Origin of the sequence: Micromonospora terminaliae (assembly GCF_009671205.1) — a bacterium.
Taxonomy (GTDB): domain Bacteria; phylum Actinomycetota; class Actinomycetes; order Mycobacteriales; family Micromonosporaceae; genus Micromonospora; species Micromonospora terminaliae.
The window spans coordinates 910341-935894 of sequence record NZ_CP045309.1 but is presented as its reverse complement, the minus strand read 5'-3'; the positions used below and the strand labels follow the sequence as shown (position 1 = coordinate 935894).

Sequence of the window (25554 nt, the reverse complement as noted above, 5' to 3'; positions counted from 1 at the left end):
TCTCCGGGCGGGCGGCTGGTCAGCCGACCGGGCAGGTCAGCGCGTCGGCGGTGCGGGTGCGGGCGTACCAGCCGGCGTGTTCAGCGATCAGGTCGAGGACCGCGGCGACGTCCTCCCCGGTGGTCTCGGGGTTGAGCAGCGTGAGCTTCAGGTGGTGGGCGCCGTCGACCCGGGTCCCGGCGACGAGCGCGGCGCCGGAGGCGGCGAGGGCCTCGCGGGCGTACAGGTTGGCGTCGTCCACGAGGTCGGCGGCCAGGCCGGCGGGGTGCCAGCGGAACACCAGCGTGCTCAGGGCCGGCCGGGTCACCACCTCGAAGCGGGGGTCGGCGTCGAGCAGGCGCCAGGCCTCGCCGGCCCGGTCGACCACCTCGTCGAAGAGCGCGCCGACCGCGTCCGCGCCCATGATCCGCAGGGTGAGCCAGAGCTTGAGCGCGTCGAAACGGCGGGTGGTCTGGAGGCTCTTGTCGACCTGGTTGGGGATGCGCTGCTCGACGGCGCGCGCCGGGTTGAGGTAGTCGGCGTGCCAGGTGGCGTGCCGCAGGGTCCGGCCGTCGCGCACCAGCACGGCGCTGGAGCTGACCGGCTGGAAGAAGGACTTGTGGTAGTCGACGGTCACCGAGTCGGCCCGCTCGATGCCGTCGAGCAGGTGCCGGCGGGTCGGCGAGACGAGCAGCCCGCAGCCGTACGCGGCGTCGACGTGCAGCCACACGCCGGCCGCCGCGCAGATGTCGGCGACCTGCGGCAGCGGGTCGATGCTGCCGAAGTCGGTGGTGCCGGCGGTGGCGACGACGGCCATGACGAGCAGCCCGTCCGCCCGGCAGCGGGCGATCTCCCGGGCCAGCGCGTCGGGGCGCAACCGGCGCTGCGCGTCGGTGTCGACGGTGCGGACCGCGTCGGGGCCGAGGCCGAGCAGCCGGGCGGCCTTCTGCACGCTGAAGTGGCCGGCGGCCGAGGTGAGCACCCGGAACCGGGACAGCGCCTCGGGTCCGGGCCGCAGGCCGGCCCGTGCCCGGGTCTCCTCGCGGGCCAGCAGCAGGGCCTGGAGGTTGGAGTGCGTGCCGCCGCTGGTGAACACCCCGTCGGCGGCGGGGCCGAGCCCGATCCGCCCGGCCGTCCAGTCGACCAGCCGGCGCTCGATGAGGGTGCCGCCGACGCTCTGGTCCCAGGTGTCCAGCGAGGAGTTGACGGCGCTGAGCACCGCCTCGCCGAGCAGCGCCGGGATCACCACGGGGCAGTTCAGGTGGGCCAGGTAGCGGGGGTGGTGGAAGTAGACGGCGTCGCGCAGGTAGACGTCGTGCAGTTCGTCGAGGGCCGCGCCGGGGTCGCCGAGGGGCCGGTCGAGGTCCACGGCGGCGACGCGCGGGGCGAGGTCGTCCGGGCCGACCCCGGTGAACGGCCGGTCGGCGGTCGCGACCCGGCGGGCCACCCGGTCGACACCCTCGGCCAGCACACCGCGGTAGCGGTCCAGCGTGCGGGCGGTGAACAGGTGGTCCCGGGCGGCGGCCGGGCCGGCACCGGCCGAGGGGGCCGGAACGGTTGCTCCGGGCAGGCTCATGGGCAGTCCTCAGTGGTCGGAGGCGGACGGCGTCGGCGCGACGCACGGCACGGTCCGCGCGGTCCGGAAACGATCGCGGAAATTAGGCTACCCTAACCTAACTTCCGGTCAAGGCCTGACGACGGCAGCGCCCGCCCGGCACGGGGCCGGGCGGGCGCTGGGCGGTACGGGTGGCTCAGGCGGCCAGGTACTTCTCCAGGTCGTCCAGGATCTTGTTGGCGGCGCCGACACCGATGCCGGTCATCCAGACCTCGTCGGAGACCACGTGCGCCTTGCCCGCCTTCACCGCGGACAGGCCCTGCCAGAGGCTGCCGGCCGTGACCTTCGCCTGCTCGGCGGCGGCCTTCTCGCCGTACGCGGTCACGAACACCACGTCGCCGTCGACCTCGTTGACCCGCTCGGCGCTGACCAGGTCGAAGCGCTTGTCCTCCTTGCCCTCCAGCAGCTGCCGGGCGGGGCGGCCCAGGCCGGTGTCGCCGACCACGATGCCGGAGAACGAGTCCGGGCCGTAGACCCGGATGTTGCCCGGGATGAAGCGCACGATGGAGATCTTCCGCGACGAGGCGTCACCGAGCTTCGCGCCGAAGTCCTTCGCCCGCTTCTCGTACGCGGCCAGCTGGTCCTTGGCCTGCTGCTCCTTGCCCAGCGCCTTCCCGTCGAGGAGGAAGTTCTCCTTCCAGGTGATGCCCACCTTCTCGGTGAACACGGTCGGGGCGATGGCCGACAGCTCGTCGTAGAACTTCTCCTGGCGGAACTTGCTGCCGAGGATGAGGTCCGGCTTGAGCGCGTTGATCGCCTCCAGGTCGGGCTCGGTGAGCACCCCGACCTCCTTGATGCCGGCCAGCTTGTCTGCGCCGAAGTAGGTGGGCCAGCTCTTCGCCTCGCCGGCGGTGGCCGCGCCGACGGGGGTGACGCCCAGCGAGAGCGCAGTGTCGATCTTGTCGGTGTCGAGCACCACCACGCGCTTCGGCTCGGCGGGCACCTTCGTGGTGCCCATGGCGTGGGTGATCTCCCGGGTCTCCCCGGCGTTGGTGCCGGAGACGGGATCGCTCTTCCCGCAGGCGGTGAGGCCCACGCCGAGGGCGAGGGCCGCGGTGAGAGCGACGGCGAGACGACGCATCAAGGGTCCTTTCATGACGGGTACGGGCCGGCGCGCGGTCAGGCGTCGCCGGCGGAGGCGCCGGCCGGGGCCGGCGTGGCGGCCGGAGCGGCCGAGGTGTGGGTGAGGGCGGGCACCACGAGCGGCGCGCCGGTGACCGGGCAGGGCACGACCACGCAGTCCAGCCCGAAGACGTCGCGGACCAGGTCGGCCGTGAGGATCTCGCGCGGCGGGCCGGCGGCGACCACCGCGCCGGCGCGCATGGCGACCAGGTGGTCGGCGTACCGGGCGGCCTGGTTCAGGTCGTGCAGCACGGCGACCACGGTCCGGCCGCGCTCGGCGCGCAGCCGGTGCAGCAGATCCAGCACCTCCACCTGGTGGGCCAGGTCGAGGAAGGTGGTCGGCTCGTCGAGCAGCAGCGCCTCGGTGTCCTGGGCGAGGGTCATGGCGATCCAGACCCGCTGCCGCTGGCCGCCGGAGAGGGTGTCGACGGGCCGGTCGGCGAGTTCGGCCACGTCGGCCATGGCCATGGCGGCCTCGACGGCCCGGCCGTCCTCCGCGGACCACTGCCGCCACCAGCGCTGGTAGGGCTGGCGGCCCCGGCCGACCAGGTCGGCCACGGTGATCCCCTCGGGCACGAGCGGGCTCTGCGGCAGCACGCCGAGCCGCCGGGCCACCTCGCGGGTGGGCAGGTCGCGGATCGCCGTGCCGTCGAGCAGCACCGCGCCGCGGCGCGGGGTGAGCAGCCGGGCCATGGTGCGCAGCAGGGTGGACTTCCCGCACGCGTTCGGCCCCACGATCACCGTGAACGCGTCGGCGGGCAGGTCGAGGTCCAGCCCGTCCAGCACGGTCCGGGCCTCGTAACCGGCGACCAGGTCGCGGGTGGACAGCAGCGCGGTCACGACCGCCTCCCTCGGGTGCGCAGCAGCAGGAAGATCAGGTAGGGCCCGCCGATCGCCGCGGTGAGCACGCCGGCCGGGAGCTGGGTGGGGGCGAACAGCCGGCGGCCGGCCAGGTCGGCGAGCACCAGGAGCAGCGCCCCGAGCAGGGCGGCGCAGAGCAGCGGCGGCCGCTCGGACCGCACCAGCCGCCGGGCCACCTGCGGGGCGACCAGCGCCACGAAGTCCACCGCGCCGACCTGGGCGGTGACGGTGGCGGCGGCCAGCACGCCGGTGGCAGCCAGGCCGACCCGGCGGGCCACCGGCCGCAGCCCGATCCCCCGGGCCGTGTCGTCGTCCAGTGCGGTGCTGCGCAGCGCCCAGCCGGCCCAGAGCAGCACGGGCAGCAGCGCGGCGAGCGTGCCGGCGATCCAGGCCGCCTCGGTCCAGCCCTTGCCGGCCAGGGTGCCGATCAGCCAGAGCTGGGCGCGCAGCCCGTCGATCGGGTCGGCGGAGAGCATCACGACCTCGGTCAGCGCCCGGAGCGCGAACGCCACCGCCACGCCGGCCAGCACGAACCGCTGCGCGGCCAGGCCGTGGCGCGCACCGAGGGCGAAGACCAGGACGGCCGCCACCAGGCCGCCGAGCAGCGCGGCCGGCGCCACGAGGATCGCCGCCGCGCCGCTGGTCAGGGCCACCGTGGCGGCCAGGCCGGCACCCTGGGTGACGCCGATCACGTCGGGGCTGGCGAGCGGGTTGCGGGCCACGCTCTGGATCAGGGTGCCGGCGACGCCGAAGGCCGCCCCGGCCAGCGCCGCGAGCACCGCGCGGGGCAGCCGCAGGTCGAGCACCACGAGGTCGTACGGGGTGCCGGCGCCGGAGAGCGCACGCAGCACGTCAACGGGAGCCACGTACGGCGTTCCGAGCGAAAGACTGACCACCACGGCACCGAGGAGCAGCAGAAGCAGCACGACCGCGACCACCACCGCCCGGAGCCGCACCGGCACGGCGAACGGCCCGACCCGGAGCAGCGGCCGCCCCGCCAGGGCACCCCCTCCCCCGCGCCGATCTTGCAGTTCTGGCCCCGCGGGTGGGGCATCTGTCCTGTTTGCCGGAGCCGCCAGTGCAAGATCGCGGGGGCTGGGGGTCATGCCGTCACCACCTTGGCGCGGCGGACCAGGAAGGCCAGCAGGGGGGCGCCCAGCAGGGCGGTGATGATGCCGGCCGGGATCTCGCCGGGCGGGGCGACCAGCCGGCCCACCACGTCGGCACCGAGCACCAGGGCCGGACCGAGCAACCCGGCGACCAGCAGCGTCCACCGGTGGTCGGCGCCCACCAGGGCCCGGGCCAGGTGCGGCACGGCCAGCCCCACGAAGGCGATCGGCCCGGCGGCGGCCACCGCGGCGCCGGTGAGCAGCACCCCGCCGACCCCGGCGGCGAGGCGGACCAGGGCGATCCGGTGGCCGAGTCCCCGGGCGACGTCGTCGCCGAGTGCGAGCGCGTCCAGCCCGCGGGCGGCCAGGGCGGCGAGTGCCACACCGGCCAGGACGAACGGGAGCACCTGGCCGGCGACGCCGACGTCCCGGCCGGTGAGGCCGCCCACCACCCAGAACCGGTACTCCTCGAAGGTGCGGGCGTCGATGCTGAGCAGCGCGTACACGACGGCGCCGAGACCGGCGTCGAGCGCCGCGCCGACCAGCGCGAGGGTGACCGGGCTGGCGCCCTCGCGGGTGCGGTTGGCGACGGCGAAGACCAGCAGGCCGGCGAGCAGCGCGCCCGCGATGCCGAACCAGACGTACCCGGTGAGCGTGCTCACGCCGAAGACGGCAATGGCCAGCACCACCCCGAAGGAGGCGCCGGCGCTGACCCCGAGGATGCGCGGCTCGGCGAGCGGGTTGCGGGTGACGGCCTGGAACAGCACCCCGGCCAGGGCCAGGGCGACCCCGACGACCAGCCCCAGGGCGGTACGCGGCAGCCGCAGCTCGCGGACCACGGTGGTGGCGTCGCCGCCGTCCGGGGCGACCAGCGCGTGCCACACCTGGTCGACGGGGAGGTGGCGGCTGCCGAGCGCCAGGCTGGCCAGCAGCGCGGCGACGAGCAGGAGCGCCGCCGCCAGAGTGACCGCGAGGCGACGGGGTGCGCCGCGGCGGGTGGGGGCGTCGGCCCGGGCGGGCCGGACGGCGACGGTGGTCACAGGGGGTGCTCGCCTCTCGGATTAGGTACGCCTTACCTTAACCGAGCTGGTTAGGCAGACCTAACTCGGCTTTGTCGATGTGCGGGTTGCGCCTCCACCGGGGGGAGGCGGCAGGGTGGGCGGCATGGACGGTGCGACCTACTACTCGATCGGTGACCTGGCCCGGCGGACCGGGCTGCCGGTGAAGACGATCCGCTTCTGGTCCGACCGCGGGATCGTGCCGCCGTCCGGCCGCGGCCCGACCGGGCACCGCCGCTACGGCCCGGCCGCCCTGGCCCGCCTGGAACTGGTGCGGACCCTGCGGGAGCTCGGCGTCGACCTGCCGACGGTGCGCCGGGTGGTGGAGCGGGAGGTCGGGCTGCCCGAGGTCGCCGCGGCACACGCCGACGCCCTGGCCACCCAGATCCGGCTGCTGCGGCTGCGCCGCGCGGTGCTCACCGTGGTGGCCCGGCGGGGGTCCACCGCCGCTCAGGCCGACCTCCTGCACCGGCTGGCCGGGCTCGCCGAGGCGGAGCGGCGGCGGCTGGTCGACGAGTTCCTCGACGCGGCGTTCGCCGGCCTGGCCGAGCCGGGGTTCGCGGGGATCCGCCGGTCGCTCACCCCCGAGCTGCCCGACGACCCGACCGACGAGCAGGTCGAGGCCTGGGTGGAGCTGGCCGAACTGACCCTCGACGCGGACTTCCGCGCCGGCCTGCGGCGGGTGGCGGAGCAGCACGCGGCCGACCGGGCCGGCGTGCCGGGCGTCCGCCGGGACGCGGTGGCCGTGGTCCGGGAGGAGGTCGCCGCGGCGCTGGCGGCCGGCGTCGACCCGGCCGCACCCGGGGCCGACGGGATCGTCGCGGCGGCCACGAGCCGGTACGCGCTGCTCTGCGGCCGCCCGGACGACGCCGGCCTGCGGCGGCGGCTGCTGGACCGGCTGGAGGCCGCCGACGACCCCCGCCGGGAGCGCTATCTGCGGCTGCTCTCGGTGGTGAACGGCTGGCCGGCGCCGGAGAGCCTGACGCCGGTGCTCGACTGGTCGATCCGGGCGCTGCGGGCCCGGCAGCCCCTACCCTGAAGGGCATGCGATTCGACCAGCACACCGTGGTGCTCCTGGTCCGGCCGGACGACGCGCCCGACCTGCCCCAGGACGCGCTCGACCGGCTCCAGGACGCGCACCTGGCCCACCAGGCCGGGCTGGCCGAGCAGGGCGCCGTACTCGCGGCCGGTCCCTTCCTCGGCGGGGACGACGAGCGGATCCGCGGCATCGCCGTGCTCTCGGTCGACCCGCAGATGGCCCGCGAGCTCTACGCGAACGATCCCGCCGTCCGCGCCGGGCGGCTGCAGGCGCAGGTGCTGAGCTGGATGGTGCCGGAGGGCAACGTGCGCTTCGAGCAGGTGCCGGTGCCCCGCTCGATGCTGGAGGCCGCCGCGGGCGACTGACCGCCCGCCCTCAGTCCCCGCCCATCACGAGGCCCTCGATGGTGTGCTTCTGCCGGATCGGCACGAGGGTGTCGACCACGGGGCAGTGCAGGTGCGCCCGGACCAGCTCCGGCAGGCCTGCCCAGTAGTCCCGGGTGACCGCCATGTCGTGGTGGGCGGCGTTGCCCGCGCCCGGCGCGTCGACGCCGAGCACCAGTACGGGCCGGGCCAGCCGGCTGACGTTCGGGGTGCCCCGGTGGATGGTGAGCGCCGAGCGGGCCGAGATGTCGCCGCGCTTCGGGTACTTGCGGACGGCACGGGCCTCGTAGCGGGGGTACCGGTCCTTCGGCGGGAACATCTCGTGGTCGAAGTCGCGCCCGTCGTCCCACTGGGTGCCCGGCGCGATCTCGAACGGCCCCATCTCCTCCACGGTGTCCACCGTGGTGAGGTTGAACGCCAGCGAGGTGAGCCGCCGCCGCAGGCGGGTCTCCTCGGGCATGGGAAAGTCCCGGTGCCACGGCTGCGTCTTCGCGCCGGGGAACGGGATGTCGAAGCCCAGCTCGACGATCTCGTAGTCGGGCCCCAGCACCGCCCGGCACACCGACACCACCCACGGGTGGGTGACCAGGTCGACGAAGCCGCGCAGCTGCTCCGGGTGGATCTCGACGTACCACCGCTCGGGGCCCCGGCCGACCGCGCCGTCGGGCCGGGACCGGGCCTCCCGGAACGCGGCGTCGATGTCCTCGTCGACCCGCGCGACCCAGTCGACCCCGAAGGCGCCGCGGCAGGCGGTGATGCCGTCGCGGTAGAGGTCGCCGAGGGCCTCGACGGGGGTCTCGTCCTCGGTCAGCTGCGATGTCATCGGGCCTCCTCGTCAGGGCGACGACCCGAGTATTACAACGTTGTAGAAGCGCCGCAAGAGATGCCGGACCGCTCCCGCGGAGGGTGTCAGTCCTCGGCGGCCTGGCGGCTGCCCGGCACCACGGGCATCGGCCACACGCCGGTGCGCGGCGGCCCGACCGGGACCTCCACCTGGTGGTCCGCCCAGACGTACGTCTCGGGGAGCAGATCGGCCACCGGGACCGCGCGCAGCGCGTCCGGCGGGCCGACGATCACCCGGATCGACGGGAAGTAGTCGAGCAGCACCTGCCGGCACCGGCCGCACGGCGGGATGACGCCCCGCCCGCGGTCCCCCACCGCCACGATGGTCTCCAGGTCCCCCGCGCCCTGGGTGGCCGCGGCGCCGATGGCCACCACCTCGGCGCACGGTCCGCCGGTGAAGTGGTAGACGTTCACGCCGCTGAAGACCCGGCCGTCCGTGGACCGCGCGGCGGCCGCCACGGTGTGGTTGTCGCTGCGGCAGCGCAGCTTGGCGACGGCCATCGCGGCCTGCACCAGCGCCCGGTCGGTGTCGCGCATGATCATCCCGTCCCGTCGTCGACCTCGCCTCGGCGGAAACTCTAGCCGGGCCACCCGCGACGACCTGGGAGGGCGCGCGGGGAGCCGCGGCGGCCGGTAACCCGGGGGCGCTGCGCCGTGCGCCTGCCTATCCTTGTCGACGACATGCAGAATCCAGCCGTACCCGCCGCACCCGAGACCGCCCGCGACCTGCACCGCCGCCTCCCTGCCCTGATGTTCCGCGACCAGCGCCGGCTCCAGCGGCGGCTGGACGGGGTACGCAGGCTGCGCGACCCGCAGCGGCGGGAGTCGGCGCTGACCGAGATCGCGGCCGACGTGGCCCGGGCCGAGGCGCGGCTGGCCGCCCGGCGGGCCGCCGTACCGGCGATCACCTATCCGGCGCAGCTGCCGGTCAGCGAGCGAAAGGACGACATCGCCGCGGCCATCCGCGACCACCAGGTGGTGATCGTGGCCGGCGAGACGGGCTCCGGCAAGACCACCCAGCTGCCCAAGATCTGCCTGGAGCTGGGCCGCGGCGTCACCGGGCTGATCGGCCACACCCAGCCGCGCCGGCTCGCCGCCCGGACGGTGGCGGACCGGATCGCCGAGGAACTGGGCACCGAGCTCGGCGACGTGGTCGGCTACAAGGTGCGCTTCACCGACCAGGTCGGCGAGAACAGCCTGGTCAAGCTGATGACCGACGGCATCCTGCTGGCCGAACTGCAGACCGACCGGATGCTGCGCCAGTACGACACGTTGATCATCGACGAGGCGCACGAGCGCAGCCTCAACATCGACTTCATCCTCGGCTACCTCCGGCAACTCCTGCCCCGCCGCCCCGACCTCAAGGTGCTCATCACCTCGGCGACCATCGAGACCGACCGGTTCGCGAAGCACTTCGCCGACGCCGAGGGCAACCCCGCGCCGGTCGTCGAGGTGTCCGGTCGGACCTACCCGGTGGAGGTGCGCTACCGGCCGCTGGTCGAGGTCGTCGAGGCCGAGGAGGAGGACGACGGCGACGAGGAGAACGTCCGGGACCAGATCCAGGCCATCGGCGACGCGGTCGAGGAACTGGCCGCCGAGGGCCCCGGCGACATCCTGGTCTTCCTCAGCGGCGAGCGGGAGATCCGGGACACCGCCGACGCGCTCGGCAAGCTGGTGCAGAAGAAGCGCTCCCTGCTCGGCACCGAGATCCTCCCCCTCTACGCCCGGCTCTCCACGGCCGAGCAGCACCGGGTCTTCGCCCCGCACGCCGGGCGCCGGGTGGTGCTCGCCACCAACGTCGCGGAGACCTCGCTGACCGTCCCCGGCATCAAGTACGTGGTGGACCCGGGCACGGCCCGGATCTCCCGCTACTCCAGCCGGCTCAAGGTGCAGCGGCTGCCCATCGAGCCGGTCTCCCAGGCCAGCGCCAACCAGCGCAAGGGGCGCTGCGGGCGCACCTCGGACGGCATCTGCATCCGCCTCTACGACGAGCAGGACTTCGAGAACCGGCCCGAGTTCACCGACCCGGAGATCCTGCGCACCAACCTGGCCTCCGTCATCCTCCAGATGACCTCGATCGGGCTGGGCGACATCGCGGCGTTCCCGTTCATCGACCCACCGGACCGGCGCAACGTCACCGACGGCGTGAACCTGCTGCACGAACTGGGGGCGTTGAACCCGGCCGAGACCGACCCGGAGAAGCGGCTCACCGCGCTCGGCCGCCGGCTGGCCCAGCTCCCGGTCGACCCTCGGCTGGCCCGGATGGTCCTGGAGGGCGAGCGCAACGGCTGCGCCACCGAGGTGATCGTCATCGCGGCCGCGCTGTCCATCCAGGACCCGCGCGAGCGGCCGGTGGACAAGCAGGCCCAGGCCGACCAGGCGCACGCCCGGTTCGCCGACAAGGAGTCGGACTTCGTCGCGTACCTGAACCTGTGGCGTTACCTGCGCGAGCAGCAGCGGGCGCTGTCCTCCAGCGCGTTCCGCCGGATGTGCAAGGCGGAGTACCTCAACTACCTGCGGGTACGCGAGTGGCAGGACATCGTCAGCCAGCTCCGCCAGGTGCTGCGTACCTCGGACAAGGGTGAGGGCCGGCGCGCCGGCGGCGCGGACCTGCCCGAGGAGATCGACACCCCGAAGGTGCACCAGTCCCTGCTGCCCGGCCTGCTCTCCCACCTCGGGCTCAAGGACGCGCAGAAGCACGAGTACCTGGGCGCGCGCGGGGCGAAGTTCGCGATCTTCCCCGGCTCGGCGCTGTTCAAGAAGCCGCCGCGCTGGGTGATGGCCGCCGAGCTGGTGGAGACCTCCCGGCTCTGGGGCCGGGTGGCCGGCCGGGTCGAGCCCGAGTGGGTCGAGCCGCTCGCCCAGCACCTGGTGAAGCGCAGCTACAGCGAGCCGCACTGGGAGAAGAAGCAGGCCGCCGTGATGGCCTACGAGAAGGTCACCCTCTACGGCATCCCGATCGTCACCTCCCGCAAAGTCAACTTCGGCCGGATCGACCCGGCGCTGAGCCGGGAGCTGTTCATCCGGCACGCCCTGGTCGAGGGCGACTGGCAGACCCACCACCGGTTCTGGGCGGACAACCAGCGCCTGCTGGCCGAGGTGGAGGAGCTGGAGAACCGCGCCCGGCGGCGGGACATCCTGGTCGACGACGAGACGATCTTCCACTTCTACGACCAGCGGATCCCCGCCGACGTGGTCTCCGGCCGGCACTTCGACACCTGGTGGAAGAAGACCCGCCGGGAGCAGCCGGACCTGCTCACCTTCACCCGGGAGCTGCTGGTCAACGCCGGCCGGGGCGGGGTGGACGAGAGCGACTACCCGGACGAGTGGCGGGCCGACGGGGTCGCCCTGCCGCTGACCTACACGTTCGACCCGGGCACCCCGACCGACGGCGTCACCGTGGACATCCCGCTGCCCCTGCTCAACCAGGTGCCGGCGGAGAGCTTCGACTGGCAGGTGCCGGGCCTGCGCGAGGAACTGGTGATCGCGCTGATCCGGTCGCTGCCCAAGGCGATCCGGCGCAACTTCGTCCCGGTGCCCGACTACGCCCGGGCGGCGCTCGCGCAGCTGCCGGCCGGCGAGGAGCCGCTCCTCGACGCGCTCGCCCGGCAGCTGCGCCGGATGACCGGGGTCACCGTCCCGCCGGACGCCTGGGACGTGGGCAAGCTGCCACCGCACCTGCGGGTCACCTTCCGGGTGCTGGGCGAGGACGACAAGCCGGTCGCCGAGGGCAAGGACCTGCCGGCCCTGCAACGTGAGCTGCGCCGGGAGGTACGGCAGGTGGTCGCCGCCGCCGCGCCGGACGTGGCCCGCACCGGGCTCACCGGGTGGGACATCGGCGCCCTGCCGCGCACCATCGAGCAGGTCCGCGCCGGGTACGCGGTGACCGCGTACCCGGCCCTGGTCGACGAGGGCACGACCGTCGGGGTGAAGGTGTTCGACTCCCCGGCCGAGCAGGAGGCCGCGCACTGGGCCGGCACCCGGCGGCTGCTCCGGCTGACCGTGCCCTCCCCCGCGAAGTTCCTCCAGGGGCGGCTCAGCAACGAGGCCAAGCTGGCGCTGTCCCGCAACCCGCACGGCGGGGTGCCGGCGCTCATCGAGGACGCGGCCGGCGCGGCCATCGACAAGCTCATGGCGGACGCGGGCGGCCCGGCCTGGGACGCCGACGGCTTCGCGGCCCTGCGGGAGCGGGTCCGTGCCGACCTGGTCGACACCGTCGTCGAGGTGATGGGCCGGGTGCGGCAGGTGCTCGCCGCCGCGTACGCCGTCGAGCAGCGGCTCGGCGCCACGCGGAACCTGGCCGTGGTGGCCGCCCTGGCCGACATCCGCACCCAGCTCGGCGGGCTCGTGCACAAGGGCTTCATCACTGAGGCCGGGTACGCCCGCCTGCCCGACCTGCTGCGCTACCTGACCGCCATCGAGCGGCGGCTGGACCGGCTGCCCGGCAACCCGCAACGGGACAAGTCTCAGCAGGACCGGATCGCCGTCGTGCAGAAGGAGTACCAGGACATGCTGGCCGCGCTGCCGCCCGCGAAGCGGCAGTCCGCGGCCGTCCGGCAGATCCGCTGGATGATCGAGGAGCTGCGGGTGAACGTGTTCGCCCAGGCGCTCGGCACCCCGTACCCGGTGTCGGAGCAGCGCATCTACCGCGCCATGGACGAGGCCGAGGGCCGCTAGAGGGGTTCCACTCCGGCGGGGAGCTGGTCGGCGGCGGTGGCGTCGTGGACGTACTCCAGCAGGATGCGGCGCAGCTCGCGGCCCGCGTGGGTGGGCACCACGTCGCGGCGGCGGGCCACCGCGATGGTCCGGCGGACGCCGGGCGGAACGAGCCGGGTGACCCGGATGCCCGGCCGGCGGGTGACCGCGATGCCGGGCACCAGGGCCGCGCCGAGCCCGGCCTCGACGAAGCTGAGCACGGCGTCCAGTTCCCCGCCGTCCACCGAGAGGGTCGGCTCGAAGCCGGCCTCCCGGCACGCCTGGATGGTGGCGTCGCGCAGGTCGTAGCCCTGGCGGAACATCACGAGGGGCTGGTCGCGCAGGTCGACGATGCGCACCTCGCCGCGCTCCGAGGCGGCCGGTAGCGGGTCGACCGAGGCGACCACCAGGCTCTCCCGCAGGATCGGGTCGGCGCGCAGGCCGGGGTCGGTGCCGGCCGAGGGCATGATGATCAGGGCCAGGTCGAGGTCGCCGCGGAGCAGGTCCCGCACCAGGTCCTGGGACCCGCCCTCCTCCACCCGCAGGTCGACGGTGGGGTGGGCGTCGCGGAACCGGCGCAGCACCGGGGGCGCCAGCGAGGTGGCCAGGCTGGGTGTGGCGCCCAGCCGGACGCGGCCCCGGCGCAACCCGACCAGCTCCTGCACCTCGCGGGTGGCGGTGTCCACGTCGGCGAGGATCCGCTTCGCCAACGGCAGCAGCACCTCGCCGGCCGCGGTGAGCGCGATGTTGCCCCTTACCCGCTCGAAGAGCGGGGCCCCCAGGTCGGTCTCCAGCGCGTGAATTTGCTTACTCAGCGAGGGCTGCGTGATGCCCACGAGGTCGGCAGCTTGGGTGAAATGTCGTACTTCTGCGACCGCGACGAAGTACCGGAGCTGATGGAGCTGCATCTCTATAGCTTATGGCTATCAAGACTGCGAGGTCGATGCATTGGACGACTGATCAAACTGCTCCTAGCGTCGGTCACGTGGTAATCACGAAAACTCGGTCGCCCATCCGCTCGAATGTCGGCCTCAAGGCCGTCATGGCGGTGACGGGCATCATCCTGGTGCTGTTCCTGATCGCGCACATGCTCGGCAACCTGAAGATCTTCACGGGTGAGACCTCGTTCGACCACTACGCGCACTGGCTCCGCGAGATCGGGACGCCGCTGCTGCCGTCGACCTGGTACCTGTGGATCCAGCGCACCGTGCTCACCGTGGCCGTCGTGGCGCACATCGTCTCGGCCACCGTGCTCGCCGTACGCGCCCGGGCCGCCCGCCCGGTGGCGTACGCGCACCGCCGGAAGATCCACGTGAACTACGCGGCCCGGACGATGCGCTGGGGTGGTGTGATCATCCTGCTCTTCGTGATCTACCACATCCTGGACCTGACCACGGGTCACCTGAACCCGCAGGGCGACCCGGCCAACCCGTACGGCAACGTGGTCCAGGACTTCGCGGCGGACCGCTGGTACGTCACGCTCTTCTACACCCTGGCGATCGTCACGCTCGGCTTCCACCTGCGGCACGGCGCGTTCAGCGCGTTCCGCAGCCTCGGCCAGCAGACCCCGAAGGGCGAGCGCCGGGCGCGCGCCGCGGCCCTCGTCTTCGCCGTCGCGCTCTGCGCCGGCTACCTGGTGGTCCCGTTCGCCGTACTCACCGGATTGGTGGCCTGACATGGATCTCTTCACCACCGGCGACCCGATCGCCGACACCAAGGCTCCCGACGGCCCCATCGAGACCCGCTGGGACCGCCACCGGTTCGAGATGAAGCTGGTCAACCCGGCGAACCGGCGGAAGCTGACCGTGATCGTGGTCGGCACCGGCCTGGCCGGCGGCTCCGCCGCGGCGACCCTGGCCGAGCAGGGCTACCACGTGAAGTCCTACTGCTACCAGGACAGCCCGCGCCGGGCCCACTCGATCGCCGCGCAGGGCGGCATCAACGCCGCCAAGAACTACCGCAACGACGGCGACTCGGTGCACCGGCTCTTCTACGACACCGTCAAGGGCGGCGACTTCCGCTCCCGGGAGTCGAACGTGCACCGGCTGGCCGAGGTCTCGGTCAACATCATCGACCAGTGCGTCGCCCAGGGCGTCCCGTTCGCCCGCGAGTACGGCGGCCTGCTGGACACCCGCTCCTTCGGTGGCGCGCAGGTGCAGCGCACCTTCTACGCCCGGGGCCAGACGGGCCAGCAGCTGCTGCTCGGCGCGTACCAGGCCCTCGAGCGGCAGATCGGCCTGGGCAACGTGGAGATGAACGCCCGCCACGAGATGCTCGAACTGGTGATCGTCGACGGCCGGGCCCGCGGCATCGTGGTCCGCGACCTGGTCACCGGCGAGATCAGCACCGAGATGGCCGACGCCGTCGTGCTCGCCTCCGGCGGCTACGGCAACGTCTTCTACCTCTCCACCAACGCCAAGGGCTGCAACGTGACCGCCTCCTGGCGGGCGCACCGCAAGGGCGCGTACTTCGCGAACCCCTGCTACACGCAGATCCACCCGACCTGCATCCCGGTCTCCGGCGACCACCAGTCGAAGCTGACCCTGATGAGCGAGTCGCTGCGCAACGACGGCCGGGTGTGGGTGCCCAAGGCCAAGGGCGACACCCGTAGCCCCAGGGACATCCCCGAGGACGAGCGGGACTACTACCTGGAGCGGATCTACCCCTCCTTCGGCAACCTGGTCCCCCGGGACATCGCCTCCCGCGCCGCGAAGAACGTCTGCGACGAGGGCCGCGGCGTCGGCCCCGGCGGGCTCGGCGTCTACCTCGACTTCGCCGACGCCATCAACCGGCTCGGCCGCAAGGCCATCGAGGCCAAGTACGGCAACCTCTTCGAGATGTACGAGCGGATCACCGGCGAGGACCCGTACGAGGTCCCGATGCGGATCTACCCCGCCGTGCACTACACGATGGGCGGCCTCTGGGTCGACTACGACCTCCAGTCGACCATCCCGGGCCTGTTCGTGATCGGCGAGGCGAACTTCTCCGACCACGGCGCCAACCGGCTCGGCGCCTCGGCGCTCATGCAGGGCCTGGCCGACGGCTACTTCGTGCTGCCGAACACCATCGCCAACTACCTGGCGTCCGGCGGGCTGGAGAAGGTCGAGGCCAGCCACCCGGAGGCGGTGGCGGCGCGGACCGAGGTCGAGGAGCGGCTCCAGCGGCTGCTCGCGATCAACGGCGACCGCACGGTGGACTCGTTTCACCGGGAGCTGGGCCAGATCATGTGGGAGCACTGCGGCATGGAGCGCTCCGAGGCCGGGCTGCGCAAGGCGATCGACGAGATCCGTACCCTGCGCGACGAGTTCTGGCAGCGGGTCCGCGTCCCGGGCGACGGCGAGGGGCTCAACCAGTCGCTGGAGAAGGCCGGCCGGGTGGCCGACTTCTTCGAGCTGGCCGAGCTCATGTGCATCGACGCCCTGCACCGCGAGGAGTCCTGCGGCGGCCACTTCCGGGCCGAGCACCAGACCCCCGACGGCGAGGCGCAGCGCGACGACGACCGGTTCTCCTACGTGGCGGCCTGGGAGTACACCGGCACCGGCCAGCCCGTGCTGCACAAGGAAGACCTGACCTTCGAATACGTCCACCCCACGCAGCGGAGCTACAAGTGAACCTGACCCTGCGCATCTGGCGCCAGAAGGGCCCCGAGGACAAGGGTCAGATGGTGACCTACCCGGTGCAGGACGTGTCCCCGGACATGTCCTTCCTGGAGATGCTCGACGTGCTCAACGAGCGGCTGATCCTCGACGGCGAGGAGCCGGTCGCCTTCGACCACGACTGCCGCGAGGGCATCTGCGGCATGTGCAGCCTCATGATCAACGGTGAGGCGCACGGCCCGCAGCGCGGCACCACCGCCTGCCAGCTGCACATGCGGCAGTTCTCCGACGGGGACACCATCGACATCGAGCCGTGGCGGGCCCGGGCCTTCCCGGTCGTCAAGGACCTCGTGGTCAACCGCAACGCGTTCGACCAGATCATCGCCGCCGGCGGGTACGTCACCGCGCCGACCGGCAGCGCCCCCGAGGCGCACTCCACGCCGGTGGCCAAGGCCAACGCCGACGCCGCCTTCGAGTCGGCCGCCTGCATCGGCTGCGGCGCCTGCGTGGCGGCCTGCCCCAACGGCTCCGGCATGCTGTTCACCGCCGCCAAGATCACCCAGCTCTCGCTGCTGCCGCAGGGCCAGCCCGAGCGCTACACCCGGGTGATCGGCATGGTGGACGCGCACGACGAGGCCGGCTTCGGCGGCTGCACCAACATCGGCGAGTGCGCGGCGGCCTGCCCGAAGGGCATCCCGCTGAACACCATCGGCCGGCTCAACCGGGACTACCTCAAGGCGACGGCCAAGCGCGCCGGCACCCCGGGGTCCTGAGCCCCGCCGTCCGAACCACGCGAGCCGCCGCGCCCCGCACCGGGGGCGCGGCGGTTCGCCTTTTCCGGGGTACGTGAGGGCGCCCCGCCGCCGGTTCAACCCCTGCGCCACGGGTAGCAGTCCCATGGACGGCACCGACGAGGGGACATTCCGGCAATGAAGGCACTGACCTGGCAAGGCAAGCGTGACGTCCGCGTCGAGGACGTACCGGACCCCAAGATCGAGGAGCCGACCGACGCGATCATCCGGATCACCTCGACCGCCATCTGCGGCTCCGACCTGCACCTGTACGAGGTGCTCGGGCCGTACCTGAAGCCCGGCGACGTGCTCGGGCACGAGCCGATGGGCGTCGTGGAGGAGGTCGGCTCCGGGGTCACCCGGCTCAAGCCCGGCGACCGCGTGGTCGTCCCGTTCAACATCGCCTGCGGCTCGTGCTGGATGTGCGACCGCCAGCTCTACGCCCAGTGCGAGACCACCCAGGTGACCAGCGAGGGCAAGGGCGCCGCGCTGTTCGGCTACACCTCGCTCTACGGCTCCGTCCCCGGCGGGCAGGCCGAGTACCTGCGGGTGCCGCAGGCCCAGTTCGGCCCCATCAAGATCCCCGAGACCGGCCCCGACGAGCGCTGGCTCTACCTCTCCGACATCCTGCCCACGGCCTGGCAGGCCGTGAAGTACGCGGACACCCCGCCCGGCGGCACCCTGGCCGTGTTCGGCCTCGGCCCGGTCGGCCAGTTCTGCGCCCGGATCGGCCGGCACCTCGGGGCGGGCCGGGTGATCGGGCTCGACCTGGTGCCGGAGCGGCTGGAGATGGCCCGCCGGCACGGCATCGAGGTGCTCGACGTCAGCGAGCTGGACGACGTGCCCGGCGCGCTCATCGACCTGGTCGACGCGCGCGGCCCGGACGCGGTGATCGACGCGGTCGGCATGGAGGCGCACGGCGCGCCACTCGGCAAGATCGCCCAGACCGCGGCCGGGCTGCTCCCCGACAAGCTGGGCCAGACCATGACCGACAAGGCCGGCGTCGACCGGCTCGTGGTGCTGCACGCCGCGCTCAAGGCGGTCCGGCGCGGCGGCACCGTGTCGATCTCCGGCGTGTACGGCGGCGAGCAGGACCCGATGCCGCTCATGGAGATGTTCGACCGGGGCGTCCAGCTGCGCATGGGCCAGTGCCACGTGAAGCGCTGGATCGACGACATCATGCCGCTGCTCGCCGGCGACGACGACCCGCTCGGCGTCGAGGACCTGCGGACCCACCGGCTGCCGCTGGCGCGGGCGCCGCAGGCGTACGAGATGTTCCAGAAAAAGCAGGACGGCTGCGTGAAGGTCGTGCTCGAACCGTGAGCCGCACGGTGGTCGTCACCGGCGCGACCGCGGCGCCGGCTCGGCTGAGCCCGCGCGGGCCGGGTGCGTCGTCGCCCGCGCGGGGTGGCGGGCGGATGGCTACCGTGTACTGCGGGACACGGCGGAGGGACGGGACATGGGGCGACCGGAGGACCGGGAACTGGAGCGCGCGGCCGGCGGCCGGCGGTGGGGGATGGCGGGGCTGGCCGCGGTGGCCGGGCTCGCCTGGGCGGCGCGGGACGTGCCCGCCCAGCTCGGCGGCCGGCTCTCCGGCGCCCGCGCGGAGCGGGCGGCCCGCTCGCCGCGCTTCCGGGACGGCACCTTCCACAACCCGTCGGGCACCCGCAGCACCATGGTCGCCGACCCGGGACGCAACCTCGTCAAGGAGCTGATCTTCGGCAAGCAGAAGCGGCGGCCCTCCGCGGCGGTCCCGCTGCTGCGCCCGGCCGACCCGGCGCCCGCCGACCCGGACCGCGAGCTGAACATCGTCTGGTACGGGCACGCCTCCACGCTGGTCGAGATCGAGGGGCACCGGGTGCTGCTCGACCCGGTGTGGAGCGACCGCTGCTCCCCGTCGGCCCTGGTCGGCCCGCGCCGCATCCACGAGCCGCCGGCCCGCCTCGAGGAGCTGCCCCGGCTCGACGCCATCCTCATCTCGCACGACCACTACGACCACCTGGACATGGCCACCGTCCGCGGGCTGCTCGAACACCAGTCCGCGCCGTTCCTGGTGCCGCTCGGCGTCGGCGCCCACCTGGACCGGTGGGGCGTGCCGGAGGAGCGGATCGTCGAGCTGGACTGGGCGGAGAGCCACCGGGTCGGCGGGCTGACCCTCACCGCGACCGCGGCCCAGCACTTCTCCGGCCGCGGGCTCCGCCGCGACGGCACGCTCTGGAGCTCCTGGGTGATCGCCGGGGCGCAGCGGAACGTCTTCTACACCGGCGACTCCGGCTACTTCGACGGCTACGCCGAGATCGGCGCCGAGCACGGCCCGTTCGACGTCACGCTCATGCAGATCGGGGCGTACGACCGGGCCTGGCCGACCATCCACATGTTCCCCGAGGAGGCGGTCGCCGCCCACCTCGACCTGCGCGGCGGGCTGTTCGTCCCGGTGCACTGGGCCACCTTCAACCTGGCCCTGCACGACTGGTCCGAGCCGGTGGACCGGCTGTGGGCCGAGGCGAAGGCCCGGGACGTGCGGCTGGCCGTGCCGCGGCCCGGGGAGCGGGTGGTGGTGGACGAGCCGCCCGCGGTCGACGGCTGGTGGCAGGCCGTCGCATAGGACCCGCCCGAAAAACCGGACAAGCAGTCATTCGAGGGCATATTTGTTTACCCTTTCCGCGTGAAAGATGCCCTGAAGCGAGCCGTCGACCTCACCGTGGCCCTGATCGCGCTGCTGGTGGCGGCACCTCTGCTTGCGGCGGTGTCGGTCGCGGTGCTGCTCACCATGGGCCGTCCCGTGCTGTTCCGGCAGGCCCGGATCGGGCGGTGCGGCAGGCAGTTCACCATCCTCAAGTTCCGGTCGATGGCGCCCGGCGCCGGCGGGTTCTCCCCCACCGACGACGCGATGCGGCTGACCCCGCTGGGCCGCTGGCTGCGGGACACCAGCCTGGACGAGCTGCCCAGCCTCTGGAACATCGTCCGGGGCGACATGAGCCTGGTCGGGCCACGCCCGCTGCCGACCAGCTACCGCTTCCGCTACACGCCCGAACAGTTCCGCCGGCACGACGTCCGGCCTGGTCTCACCGGGCTCGCCCAGGTCAACGGGCGTAACGAACTCGACTGGGACGAGAAGTTCGCCTACGACCTCCGGTACGTCGACGACCGCGGCATCCTGCTCGACCTGCGCATCCTGGCCCGCACCGCGGTGGCCGTGCTGCGTCGGCAGGGCATCAGCGCCCCGGGCAGCGTCACCGCCCACGAGTTCCGGGGTCCCACCGCCGCGGAGCAGCCGGTTCCGGCGGCCGCCGGGAGTGGCGCGCGGTGAGCCTCGACCTCGTCGTCGTCGGCTGCGGCGGCCACGGCCGGGAGATCGCCCAACTCGTGGCGGCCGTCAACGACACCGCGGCCCGGCCGCCCTGGCGGCTGGTGGGCTTCGTCGACGACAACCCCTCGGAGCGCAACCGCAAGCGGGCCGAGGCGGGCGGCACTCCGTACCTCGGGACCCTGGCCGCGCTCAGCCAGTTGCCCCCGGAGACCCACGTCGTGCTCGGCCTGGGCGACCCGCGTGTCCGGCAGGCGGTCGGCGCGCGGGTCGACGCGCTCGGCCGGCCCGTGGCAAGCCTGGTGCACCCGGACGCCACGGTCGGGTCCGACCTGGTCGCGGCCGAGGGTCTGGTGGTCTTCGCCGGCGGCCGGATCACCACCAACGTCACCGCCGGCCGGCACCTGCACGTGAACCAGAACGCCACCCTCGCGCACGACTGCGTGGTCGGCGACTACGTCTCGCTGCACCCGCTCGCCGCCGTCTCCGGCGACTGCGACCTGGACACCGCCGCGCTGATCGGCGCCGGTGCGGTGGTCCTGCCCGGGCTGCGCGTCGGAGCCGGCGCGACGGTCGGCGCGGGCGCCTGCGTGGTGCGCGACGTGCCGCCGGGCACCGTGGTCAAGGGCGTGCCGGCCCGCTGAGTCAGAGCACGAAGGCGTCGGTCCAGAGGGCTCCGGAGCGGCCGGAGAGCGCGTCCAGCATCGCCACCGCCTGCCCGTCGGTGAGCTGCGCGACGAAGTCGACGATCGCCCGGCCCCGGGCCCGGCCGATCCGGTCCGGGGTACGCGGGTGCAGCTCGGCCTCGGCCAGCTCGACCAGGTCGTGCAGCCGGCGCGGCAGCCGGGACTCCTCCTCCGGGTCGAGCAGCCACTCCCACAACGCCTCCACCAGGGTGCCGAGCAGCCGCGCCTGGCCCCGCTGGTGCAGGGCCAGGTCCGGCCGGGCCAGCACGAACCGGTGGTGCACGAACTTGAGCACCTGCACCTCGTGCCACTGCGGCTTGGCCAGCAGCACGTACCCGGAACGGATGTCCGGCTCCGGGGTCACCGTGATGGCGTCGACGAACCGGGTGGACCAGCGGGCGGAGAACCGCGCCACGTACTGCTCGGCCTCGATCGAGCCGTCGAAGGGCAGCGCCAGCAGCCCCTCCACGAGTTCCTCCCGGACGTGCTCGACGGCGGCGGCGAAGGCCTCGTCGTCGGCGATCCAGGCGTCCTTGCGGTGCAACTGGCGGCGCAGCCGTTCGATCGCCGCACCCGGGCGCCGGCCCGCCGCGGCCAGCGCCGCAGCGGTGATCGCCCGGAAGTGCCCGCACTCGCGCTGCCAGGCCATCAGCTCGGCGGCCACCGCACCCTGCTGGAGCACACCGACCCGGTAGAAGTCCTCCACGTCGTGGATGGCGTACGCGATGTCGTCAGCCGTGTCCATGATCGACGCCTCGGGGGTCTGCTGCCAGTCCGGGATCCGGCCGGCGAACGGCTCCCGGGCCTGCCGCAGGTCGTCCAGCTCGGTCCGGTACGCGCCGAACTTCGCCGAGCCGCTGTCCGGGTCGTCCGGCGGGGCGGCCGCGCCGCGCGGCGCCGGGTCCAGGTGCCGCGGGTGCGGATCCGGGTGGTCCAGCCGGGTCCACGGGTACTTCAGCATCGCCGCCCGGACCGCCGCCGTCAGGTCCAGGCCGGTGGTCGCCGCGCCGCGGATCTCGGTGCTCGTGACGATCCGGTACGACTGGGCGTTGCCCTCGAAGCCGTCGGCCAGCCCGAGCCGCTGGCGGGCCAGCCGGTCCAGCACCCGCTCCCCCAGGTGCCCGAACGGCGGGTGGCCGAGGTCGTGGGCGAGCGCGGCGGCCTCCACCACGTCCGGGTCGCAGCCGCCCAGCTTCTCCAGCAGGTCCCGGTGCGCCGGGTCGGCGCTCAGCCGCTCGGCGACCGCCCGGGCCACCTGGGCCACCTTGAGGCTGTGGGTGAGCCGGTTGTGCACGAGCAGCCCCGACCCGCCCGGGCTGATCACCTGGGTCACCCCGTTCAGCCGGGCGAAGAAGGGCGACCCCACGATGCGGTCCCGGTCGGCCCGGAACGGGCTGACGGCGAGGTCGCCGAGGGCCCGGGCGCTGCCGCCGAAGAGCCGCCGGGCCCGCGGGTCCGCAGGTAGTTCCATGATCGCCACGCTAGCGCAGGGTGCACCCGGTCGCGATGCTCCTGTCGCCCGATGGGGCGGCTGGGCGGGTGGGGCGCGGCGGGTGCCGCGCGGACGGCCGGGGCGCGACCGGCACAATGGCTGCCGAACCCACCCGAGAAGGCGGATCAGATCGTGACCCAGTCTGTGCACCAGCGGATCGCCGAGGAGCTCGGCGTCGCCGAACGCCAGGTGCGGGCGGCCGTCGAGCTGCTCGACGGCGGCGCCACCGTGCCGTTCATCGCCCGCTACCGCAAGGAGGCCACCGGCCTGCTCGACGACGCGCAACTGCGCACCCTGGAGGAGCGGCTGCGCTACCTGCGCGAGCTGGACGAGCGGCGCGCCGCGGTGCTGGAGTCCATCCGCGGCCAGGGCAAGCTCGACGAGGCCCTGGAAGCGCAGATCCTGGCGGCCGACTCGAAGTCCCGGCTGGAGGACATCTACCTGCCCTACAAGCCGAAGCGGCGCACCCGGGCCCAGATCGCCCGTGAGGCGGGGCTGGAGCCGCTCGCCGACGCGCTGCTGGCTGACCCGTCGCGCGATCCCCGGAACACCGCCGCCGGCTACGTCGACGCCGACAAGGGGGTCGCCGACGCCGCCGCCGCGCTCGACGGCGCCCGGGCCATCCTCGTCGAGCGGTTCGCCGAGGACGCCGACCTCATCGGCACGCTACGCGAGCAGATGTGGTCGCGCGGCCGGCTGGTCTCCCGGGTACGCGAGGGCCAGGAGACGACCGGCGCCAAGTTCGCCGACTACTTCGACTTCGCGGAGCCGTACCCGAAGCTCCCCTCGCACCGGATCCTCGCCATGTTCCGGGGTGAGAAGGAGGGCGTGCTCGACCTGACCATGGACCCGGAGGCCGAGGGCGACTCCGACGCCGTGGTCACCGGCCCCACCCGCTACGAGGCGGCCATCGCCGGCCGGTTCGGGGTCAGCGACCAGGGGCGGCCCGCCGACCGGTGGCTGAGCGACACGGTGCGCTGGGCCTGGCGTACCCGAATCCTCATCCACCTCGGCGCCGACCTGCGGCTGCGGCTCTGGCAGGCGGCCGAGGAGGAGGCCGTCCGGGTCTTCGCCACCAACCTGCGCGACCTGCTGCTCGCCGCGCCGGCCGGCGCCCGCCCCACCATGGGCCTCGACCCGGGCCTGCGCACCGGCGTGAAGGTGGCCGTGGTCGACGCCACGGGCAAGGTCGTCGCCACCGACACGATCTACCCGCACGAGCCGCGCCGGCAGTGGGACGCCTCGGTGCACACGCTGGCGACCCTGGCCGCGGCGCACGGCGTCGAGCTGGTCGCCATCGGCAACGGCACCGCCAGCCGGGAGACCGACAAGCTCGCCGGCGACCTGATCAAGCGGCATCCGGAGCTGAAGCTCACCAAGGTGGTCGTCTCCGAGGCCGGCGCGTCGGTCTACTCCGCGTCCGCGTACGCGTCGCAGGAGCTGCCCGGGCTCGACGTGTCGCTGCGCGGCGCGGTCTCCATCGCCCGCCGCCTCCAGGACCCGCTCGCCGAGCTCGTGAAGATCGACCCGCGCTCGATCGGCGTCGGGCAGTACCAGCACGACCTGTCCGAGGTGAAGCTGTCCCGCTCCCTCGACGCGGTGGTCGAGGACTGCGTCAACGCGGTCGGCGTCGACGTCAACACCGCCTCGGCGCCGCTGCTCACGCGGGTCTCCGGCATCGGCGCCGGGCTGGCCGAGAACATCGTGCTGCACCGGGACGCCAACGGGCCGTTCCGCACCCGGGCCGAGCTGAAGAAGGTGGCCCGGCTCGGGCCGAAGGCGTTCGAGCAGTGTGCCGGCTTCCTGCGCATCCCCGGCGGCGACGACCCGCTCGACTCCTCCAGCGTGCACCCCGAGGCGTACCCGGTGGTGCGCCGGATCCTCGCCCACACCGGCCAGGACCTGCGCGCGCTCATCGGGAAGTCGGCCATCCTGCGCGGCCTCCGGGCGACCGAGTTCGTCGACGACACCTTCGGCCTGCCCACCGTCACCGACATCCTCGCCGAGCTGGAGAAGCCCGGCCGGGACCCGCGCCCCGAGTTCCGGACGGCCACCTTCGTGGAGGGCGTCGAGAAGATCAGCGACCTCACGCCGGGAATGGTGCTGGAGGGCGTGGTTACCAACGTGGCGGCGTTCGGCGCGTTCGTCGACGTGGGCGTGCACCAGGACGGCCTGGTCCACGTGTCCGCCATGTCGCACACCTTCGTGAAGGACCCCCGCGACGTGGTGAAGTCCGGCGACGTGGTCCGGGTCCGGGTGCTCGACGTCGACGTGCCCCGCAAGCGAATCTCACTGACGCTTCGGCTGGACGACGAGGCCCCCGCCGGGCGCCCGCAGGGTGGCGACGGCCGCCGCGACCGCGGCACCGGCTCGGGCGGCCCGGGTGCCGGCCAACGTGGCGGCCGGGGCGACGATCGGGGCGGCCAGCGCGGCGACGGTCAGGGCGGCGGCGGCCGGCGCGGTGGCGGCCAGCGTGGTGGTCAGGGCGGTGGTGGCCAGGGCGGCGGGCCGCGCGGCGGCCGTGACGAGCGCGGCGACCGGGGTGGCTCGCGCGGCGGGCCGCAGCAGCGGCAGGGCCGCGGAGGCGCTCCGGCCCCGGCCAACAGCGCCATGGCGGACGCGCTGCGGCGCGCCGGCCTGGCCTGAGGTTGCGCGACGCTGTCGAGCTGACGTCCCAGACGACTCAGCCCGACAGCATCGCGCGGGCTTGGGCCTGCGGTTGCGCGATGCTGTCGAGCTGACGTCCCAAACAACACAGCCCACAGCATCGCTGCGCGCCGGGCCTGGGCCTGGGCCTGCGCCACGCTGTCGAGCTGATGTCCCAAACGACTCAGCCGACAGCATCGCGCCAGCCCGGACTCAGGTTGCGCGAGGCTGTCGAGCTGATGTCATAAACGACTCAGCTCGACACCGCACCCCGCCGCGCGAGCGGTTGGCGCTCCCCTTGAGATTTGGGCAGTTGTCGTTCGTCTCGAACG

General features: G+C 73.6%; 20 protein-coding genes. 11 read left to right on the top strand and 9 right to left on the bottom strand.

What is annotated here, in order from left to right; translation table 11 throughout:
- Positions 1–19: 19 nt before the first annotated feature.
- From GCE86_RS04180 to GCE86_RS04160, 5 genes are all read right to left on the bottom strand, one after another.
- Positions 20–1555 (bottom strand): pyridoxal phosphate-dependent decarboxylase family protein, encoded by a 1536-nt coding sequence (locus tag GCE86_RS04180; protein WP_154225690.1) that lies wholly within the window; start codon positions 1553–1555, stop codon positions 20–22.
- Between the two features lie 175 nt (positions 1556–1730).
- Positions 1731–2675, bottom strand: a complete 945-nt coding sequence (locus tag GCE86_RS04175; protein WP_154225689.1) for an ABC transporter substrate-binding protein — start codon at positions 2673–2675, stop codon at positions 1731–1733.
- Positions 2676–2713: 38 nt separating this feature from the next.
- Complete coding sequence (locus tag GCE86_RS04170) at positions 2714–3556, bottom strand: ABC transporter ATP-binding protein (protein WP_154225688.1); 843 nt, start codon at positions 3554–3556, stop codon at positions 2714–2716.
- On the bottom strand, positions 3553–4539 hold the full coding sequence (locus GCE86_RS04165; RefSeq protein WP_244317176.1) for a FecCD family ABC transporter permease: 987 nt from the start codon (positions 4537–4539) through the stop codon (positions 3553–3555). The genes GCE86_RS04170 and GCE86_RS04165 overlap by 4 nt, the downstream gene beginning before the upstream one ends.
- A 140-nt stretch (positions 4540–4679) precedes the next feature.
- Positions 4680–5726, bottom strand: a complete 1047-nt coding sequence (locus tag GCE86_RS04160; RefSeq protein WP_154225687.1) for a FecCD family ABC transporter permease — start codon at positions 5724–5726, stop codon at positions 4680–4682.
- Positions 5727–5850: 124 nt separating this feature from the next.
- Between GCE86_RS04160 and GCE86_RS04155 the strand changes: the two genes are divergently transcribed.
- Complete coding sequence (locus tag GCE86_RS04155) at positions 5851–6783, top strand: MerR family transcriptional regulator (protein ID WP_154225686.1); 933 nt, start codon at positions 5851–5853, stop codon at positions 6781–6783.
- Between the two features lie 5 nt (positions 6784–6788).
- Positions 6789–7148 (top strand): YciI family protein, encoded by a 360-nt coding sequence (locus tag GCE86_RS04150; protein WP_154225685.1) that lies wholly within the window; start codon positions 6789–6791, stop codon positions 7146–7148.
- 10 nt (positions 7149–7158) lie between these two features.
- Here GCE86_RS04150 and GCE86_RS04145 read toward each other — a convergent pair whose 3' ends face one another.
- Together GCE86_RS04145 and GCE86_RS04140 are read right to left on the bottom strand one after the other, a co-directional pair.
- Positions 7159–7989, bottom strand: coding sequence for a phytanoyl-CoA dioxygenase family protein (locus GCE86_RS04145; protein ID WP_154225684.1), 831 nt, complete (start codon positions 7987–7989; stop codon positions 7159–7161).
- An 86-nt stretch (positions 7990–8075) separates the two neighbouring features.
- The gene (locus GCE86_RS04140) at positions 8076–8546 is read right to left on the bottom strand and encodes a cytidine deaminase family protein (protein ID WP_239543258.1); all 471 of its coding nucleotides are present in this window, start codon (positions 8544–8546) and stop codon (positions 8076–8078) included.
- 144 nt (positions 8547–8690) lie between these two features.
- Here GCE86_RS04140 and hrpA point away from each other — a divergent pair, with 144 nt between their 5' ends.
- On the top strand, positions 8691–12686 hold the full coding sequence (gene hrpA, locus GCE86_RS04135) for an ATP-dependent RNA helicase HrpA (protein WP_154225682.1): 3996 nt from the start codon (positions 8691–8693) through the stop codon (positions 12684–12686).
- On the opposite strand, the gene GCE86_RS04130 is transcribed toward hrpA, so the two are convergent.
- Entirely contained in the window at positions 12683–13618 is a 936-nt protein-coding gene (locus tag GCE86_RS04130) for a LysR family transcriptional regulator (protein WP_208818108.1), read from the bottom strand. The genes hrpA and GCE86_RS04130 overlap by 4 nt on opposite strands.
- A gap of 128 nt (positions 13619–13746) precedes the next feature.
- On the opposite strand from GCE86_RS04130, the gene GCE86_RS04125 reads away from it, so the two are divergent.
- From GCE86_RS04125 to GCE86_RS04095, 7 genes are all read left to right on the top strand, one after another.
- Positions 13747–14379, top strand: a complete 633-nt coding sequence (locus GCE86_RS04125; protein ID WP_239543281.1) for a succinate dehydrogenase cytochrome b subunit — start codon at positions 13747–13749, stop codon at positions 14377–14379.
- A gap of 1 nt (position 14380) precedes the next feature.
- A complete protein-coding gene (locus GCE86_RS04120) occupies positions 14381–16315 on the top strand; it encodes a fumarate reductase/succinate dehydrogenase flavoprotein subunit (protein ID WP_154225680.1) in 1935 nt (644 codons plus the stop codon).
- Positions 16312–17073 (top strand): succinate dehydrogenase/fumarate reductase iron-sulfur subunit, encoded by a 762-nt coding sequence (locus GCE86_RS04115; RefSeq protein WP_091263420.1) that lies wholly within the window; start codon positions 16312–16314, stop codon positions 17071–17073. Before GCE86_RS04120 ends, GCE86_RS04115 begins: the two co-directional genes overlap by 4 nt.
- Before the next feature lie 156 nt (positions 17074–17229).
- Complete coding sequence (locus tag GCE86_RS04110) at positions 17230–18414, top strand: zinc-dependent alcohol dehydrogenase (RefSeq protein WP_154225679.1); 1185 nt, start codon at positions 17230–17232, stop codon at positions 18412–18414.
- Between the two features lie 136 nt (positions 18415–18550).
- Positions 18551–19696: an MBL fold metallo-hydrolase gene (locus GCE86_RS04105; RefSeq protein WP_154225678.1), complete on the top strand. Its 1146-nt coding sequence runs from the start codon at positions 18551–18553 to the stop codon at positions 19694–19696.
- Positions 19697–19756: 60 nt separating this feature from the next.
- Positions 19757–20401 (top strand): sugar transferase, encoded by a 645-nt coding sequence (locus GCE86_RS04100; RefSeq protein ID WP_154225677.1) that lies wholly within the window; start codon positions 19757–19759, stop codon positions 20399–20401.
- Complete coding sequence (locus GCE86_RS04095; protein WP_154225676.1) at positions 20398–21042, top strand: NeuD/PglB/VioB family sugar acetyltransferase; 645 nt, start codon at positions 20398–20400, stop codon at positions 21040–21042. The genes GCE86_RS04100 and GCE86_RS04095 overlap by 4 nt, the downstream gene beginning before the upstream one ends.
- Before the next feature lies 1 nt (position 21043).
- Here the strand turns inward: GCE86_RS04095 and GCE86_RS04090 are convergent, their stop codons facing one another.
- The gene (locus GCE86_RS04090; protein WP_154225675.1) at positions 21044–22555 is read right to left on the bottom strand and encodes a deoxyguanosinetriphosphate triphosphohydrolase family protein; all 1512 of its coding nucleotides are present in this window, start codon (positions 22553–22555) and stop codon (positions 21044–21046) included.
- Between the two features lie 153 nt (positions 22556–22708).
- Here GCE86_RS04090 and GCE86_RS04085 point away from each other — a divergent pair, with 153 nt between their 5' ends.
- The gene (locus tag GCE86_RS04085; RefSeq protein WP_154225674.1) at positions 22709–25222 is read left to right on the top strand and encodes a Tex family protein; all 2514 of its coding nucleotides are present in this window, start codon (positions 22709–22711) and stop codon (positions 25220–25222) included.
- Positions 25223–25554: the final 332 nt, after the last annotated feature.